A 4704-nucleotide genomic window follows, 5' to 3' on the forward strand; every position below is an offset into this window, starting at 1 on the left:
GACGGGGACGGGGACGGGGACCGCCGTCCGCTGTTCGTTGTTCGTTGTCCGCGCTGAGCTGGTGTGTTTTCCACAGGTGCGGAGTTGTCCACAGGGGCTCACGCGGATCGACGCCCGGAGGTACGGTCGTCACGAGTTGATGTTCGTGTGCGGGGGAGGCGGTTCGGGTGAGTGAGACCGGTGGCGTGGTGGCCGGGGCGGCGAGGATTCCGGAGGTGCGCGGGTTCGCGCGGTGGCCGGCGGAGGACTCGTCCAAGGACGAGGGCAAGGCTCTCCGGGACCGTGTCCCGCGCGGCGCGCACGCGTCGCTCGACACGAACGGCGACCGCCCGGACGCGGTGACGGCTGTCGAGGAGTCCGGCCGAGGCCGCATCCCCGAGCTCACACCGATACGGGTGGGCAGGATGGCGGCCACACCGTTCGCCTTCCTGCGTGGCTCGGCCGGCCTCATGGCGTACGACCTGGCGCGTACGCCCGTGACGGGCATCGGCGCACAGATCTGCGGCGACGCGCACGCGGGCAACTTCGGCCTGTACGGGGACGCGCGCGGCGGGCTCGTGATCGACCTGAACGACTTCGACGAGACGGTGCACGGGCCGTGGGAGTGGGACCTCAAGCGCCTGGCGACCTCGCTGGTGCTCGCCGCGCGCGAGGCGGGAGCGGACGAGGGCACCTGCCGCAATGCCGCGTACTTCACGGCCGGTTCCTACCGGCGCACCATGCGGCTGCTCGCCAAGCTCCCGGCCCTGGACGCGTGGAACGCCATCGCGGACGAGGAGTTGGTCTCGCACGCCGACGCGCACGACCTGCTCGGCACCCTGGAGCGGGTCTCGGAGAAGGCGCGGGCCAATACCAGCGGACGCTTCGCGGCGAAGTCGACGGAGGCCGTCGAGGGCGGCCGGCGCCGCTTCGTCGACGCCCCGCCCGTGCTGCGCCGCGTCCCGGACGGCGAGGCCGCCGCGGTCGCGATCGCGCTGGAGGAGTACCTGCGCACGCTCTCCGCGGACCGGCTCCCGCTCCTCGCGCGGTACGCGGTGCACGATGTCGCCTTCCGCGTGGTCGGCACCGGCAGCGTGGGCATGCGGTCGTACGTGGTGCTGCTGCTGGACCACCGTGAAGAACCGCTCGTCCTCCAGGTGAAGGAGGCTCGCGCTTCCGTCCTGGTGCCACACCTGGAGACGGCCGGTCTGCCGGTGCCGGCGGCCGAGCACGAGGGCCGCCGGGTCGTCCTCGGCCAGAAGCGCATGCAGGTCGTCAGCGACAACCTGCTCGGCTGGACCACCGTGGAGGGGCGCCCCTTCCAGGTGCGGCAGTTCCGCAACCGCAAGGGCAGCGTCGATCCCGCGGCGCTGGCCGCGGACCAGATAGACGACTACGCCCGGATGACGGGGGCGCTGCTGGCGCGGGCCCACGCCCACAGCGCCGATCCCCGCCTGGTCGCGGGGTACTGCGGCAAGAACGAGGAGCTGGACGAGGCGGTCGCCGCGTTCTCGGTGGCGTACGCGGACCGGACCGAGGCCGACCACGCGCAGCTGGTGGCGGCCGTGCGCTCGGGGCGGATAGCCGGGGAGCTGGGGGTCTGACCGGGCGCGAGCCGACGAGGGCGGGGCCGGCGCAGCTGTGGCCTAGGCTGGGCGGGTGACCACCCCGGAAGCTGCGCAGTCCCCGTCCGACCCGCCGTCCGAGCCCTCCGCGGAGCCGGTCGCCGGTGAGCCGCGTGCCGAGCCGTCTGCCGAGGCCGGTGGCGACTCGGGCGCCGGTGAGTCGGCGGGCGCGGCAGGTGCGTCGGGCGCGGCAGGTGCCGCGGGTGCCGCGGGTGCCGCGGTGGGAGCTGACGAGCCCGCGAAGGACCAGCCCGTGGGGGACAAGTCCGTGGACGAGGCCGACGCCGACGCCGGCGCCGAAGACGCGGGGGCCGCAGGTGCCGGGGTCGGCGACGACAGCGCCGGAGGTGACGGTGCCGGAGGTGACGGTGCCGAGCGGCCCGAGGAGCGGTTGGAGCGGGCCGTGCGGGCGGCCGAGCAGGCGTTGATCGAGTTCGAGATCGCGGTGGAGACGTTCCGGGTCGAGGTGGAGAACTTCTCCCGGCTGCACCACCAGCGGCTCGGCCCGATGTACTCGCGGCTCGACGAGCTGGAGGCGCAGATCGCCGAGGCGCGGGCCGCGAGCACCGGTGACCCGGAGGACCAGCGCAAGGCTCAGGAGGCGCGGGCCAGGGTCATGCCGATGCCGGGCATCGAGGAGCTGTTCCACGACTGGCTCGACTCGGACGGCCTGTCCCCGGAGGCCTCGGCCATGCTGACCGAGCAGCCGGTGCGTCCGCCGCAGCGGGTGCGGCCGAGCGACGAGGCCCGCAAGCTCTACCGGGAGCTCGTCCGCAAGGCACACCCCGACCTGGCCCAGGACGACAAGGAGCGCGCGCGGCGCGACGAGTTCATCTCCCGCGTCAACGCCGCCTACGGCCGTGGGGACGAGGTCCTGCTCCGGGAGCTGTCCGAGGAGTGGGCCGCCGGTCCGGTGCCCGAGGAGTGGCGGCCCAGTCGCAGCGAGGAACTCTACGCCCGCCTTGAGTGGCTCGCCCAGCGCAAGGAGTTGCTCTCCCTCGTGGCCCGGGACCTGGAGGAGAGCGCGATCGGCGGGATGCTCAAGATCGCGCCGGACGACCCCGACCGGCTGCTGGAGGAGATCGCCGAGCAGCTGCTGGCGCAGGTGAGTGAGCGCGAGGCGGAGCTTGCGGGGCTGCTCGGCAGCGGTGACTGACCGCTCGGCAGTGGTGCCTGACCGCTCGGCTGCGGCACCGAGCGGACTTGTGCGCGTGGCGGGTCGGGTAGCGTCGGGACCATGAGTTTCGGAGCTGGTGTGCCCACGGTCGAGGTCGGGGATCTCGCGGACGGAGACTTTCTGCTGGACGTCCGGGAGGACGACGAGTGGCAGGCGGGTCACGCCGAAGGGGCACTGCACATCCCCATCAGTGAGTTCGTCGCCCGTTACGGCGAGTTGACCGAGGCGGCGCCGCAGGACGGCAGGATCAACGTGATCTGCCGCTCGGGTGGCCGGTCGGCGCAGGTCGCGATGTACCTGGGCCAGCAGGGCGTCGACGCGGTGAACGTCGCGGGCGGCATGCAGGACTGGGCGGCCAAGGGCCGCCCCGTGGTGAACACGGAGGGGCAGCCGGGGTTCGTGCTGTAGCGGGGCGGGCGGCCCAGGACGGAAGTCGGTCGTTCCGGATCAGGCCAGAGGGTGTGCCGCCAGCAGGTCGCCCAGTGCTTCCTCGTGTGCCGCCGCCGGGCCGAGCGAGAGTTCCAGGTGCTTGGCCCACGCGTGATACCGGTGCAGCGAGTAGTCGGTGTCCGCGCCGAAGCCCCCGTGCAGATGCTGCGCGGTCTGCACGACACGGCGTACGCCCTCGGAGGCCCAGATCTTGGCGACGGCCACGTCACCGGACGCGGGCAGCGCCCCGCCCGCCCCCGTGTCGATCCGCCACGCGGCCTGCCAGAGGGTCGCCTCCATCGCGCGCAGATCGATGTAGCGGTCGGCGGCCTGCACGGCCACGGCCTGGAACGTGGCGACCGGGAAGCCGAACTGCTCCCGCTTGCTGGTGTATTCGCTCGTCATGCCGAGTACCCGCTCGCCCAGCCCGAGCGCCAGCGCGCAGGTCCCGGTGGTGAGCAGGTTCCGCAGCCACTCCCAGGCACCGTCGGCGACGATGACGTCACGGGCGGGGATCCGTACGGAGTCCAGGCGGAGTTCGCCGAGGAGTTCGCCCGTCGTCGAGATCTGCTCGGCTAGCACAGTGCCCTCGTGGCCGGAGGGTACGAGGGCGAGCACGGAGCGGCCCGAACCGGTGCTCAGCGCGGGCACGAGGACGAAGTCGGCGTTCCGCGCCCAGGGAACGGCTGTCTGCAGACCGTCCAGCACCCACGCGTCGCTCTCCTGCCGTGCGCTCACGGCGAGTTCGGCGCCGTCGTGGCCGGTGCGCCCGCTCGCGGCGACGGTCAGTACCGCCTCTCCCCGGCCGGCCCGCGCGAGCAGATCGGCCTTCAACTCCTCGCCGCCGTATGCCTGTACGGCGACGGCGGCCGCCGTGTTCTCCAGCAGCGGCACCCGTGCGAGTACCTTCGCCGACTCGCGCAGCACCAGGCACAGGGCGACGGCGTCCAGGCCGGCGCCGCCGTGGCGCGCGTCGAGCAGCAGGCTCAGCAGGTCCGCTTCGGCGAGCCGGCCCCACAGAACGCGGTCGAAGTCGTCCGCGACGGCGCCCGCGGTGAGTGCGGGGCTCGGCACGCCGTCCGGCGCGACCCCCGCGAAGACCGCCTTCGCCGCCTCCACGGCCGCCTGATGTTCCTCGGTGAAGGTGAAGTCCACGGTCCCGTCCTCCCTGTTTGATCCGTCGAGTCGGCCCGGCGGAGCGTCAAGATAGAACAGGTTCTACAAGAAGGGAACGGAGGGAACGGAGGGAACGGTGGCGGCTCTGTCGTCGTCCACGGGCAGGCGGGCCGTAAGGTGTCCACCGCTGTGGATGACCCTGTGACCGCTGTGCCCCCTGGGCTGTGCCGGGCGGGTGGGCCTGAGTACCGTTCCGGTGCGGCCGTCGCGGGACTGGCCGCCATATCGGAGCAGACATGCGGAAACGGGGCGCAATGGACGCGTACGACGAGGGTGCGACCGCCCGTCCCGTGCCGAGCCTGTCTCTCATACACCTCT

4 protein-coding genes are annotated in these 4704 nt (G+C 72.7%); 3 read left to right on the plus strand and 1 reads right to left on the minus strand.

The features are described from left to right. Window positions 1-167: 167 nt before the first annotated feature. The 3 genes from AOK01_RS24195 (at window position 168) to AOK01_RS24205 (ending at window position 3189) form a co-directional block, all read left to right on the plus strand. Window positions 168-1583, plus strand: a complete 1416-nt coding sequence (locus tag AOK01_RS24195) for a DUF2252 domain-containing protein (RefSeq protein ID WP_055515148.1) — start codon at window positions 168-170, stop codon at window positions 1581-1583. Window positions 1584-1857: 274 nt separating this feature from the next. After that, on the plus strand, window positions 1858-2760 hold the full coding sequence (locus AOK01_RS24200; RefSeq protein WP_425424758.1) for a J domain-containing protein: 903 nt from the start codon (window positions 1858-1860) through the stop codon (window positions 2758-2760). A 99-nt stretch (window positions 2761-2859) separates the two neighbouring features. Beyond that, window positions 2860-3189, plus strand: a complete 330-nt coding sequence (locus AOK01_RS24205) for a rhodanese-like domain-containing protein (protein WP_055515149.1) — start codon at window positions 2860-2862, stop codon at window positions 3187-3189. A gap of 39 nt (window positions 3190-3228) precedes the next feature. Here the strand turns inward: AOK01_RS24205 and AOK01_RS24210 are convergent, their stop codons facing one another. Next, on the minus strand, window positions 3229-4365 hold the full coding sequence (locus tag AOK01_RS24210; RefSeq protein ID WP_055515150.1) for an acyl-CoA dehydrogenase family protein: 1137 nt from the start codon (window positions 4363-4365) through the stop codon (window positions 3229-3231). Window positions 4366-4704: the final 339 nt, after the last annotated feature.

This window comes from Streptomyces aurantiacus, assembly GCF_001418335.1.
Lineage (GTDB): Bacteria > Actinomycetota > Actinomycetes > Streptomycetales > Streptomycetaceae > Streptomyces > Streptomyces aurantiacus.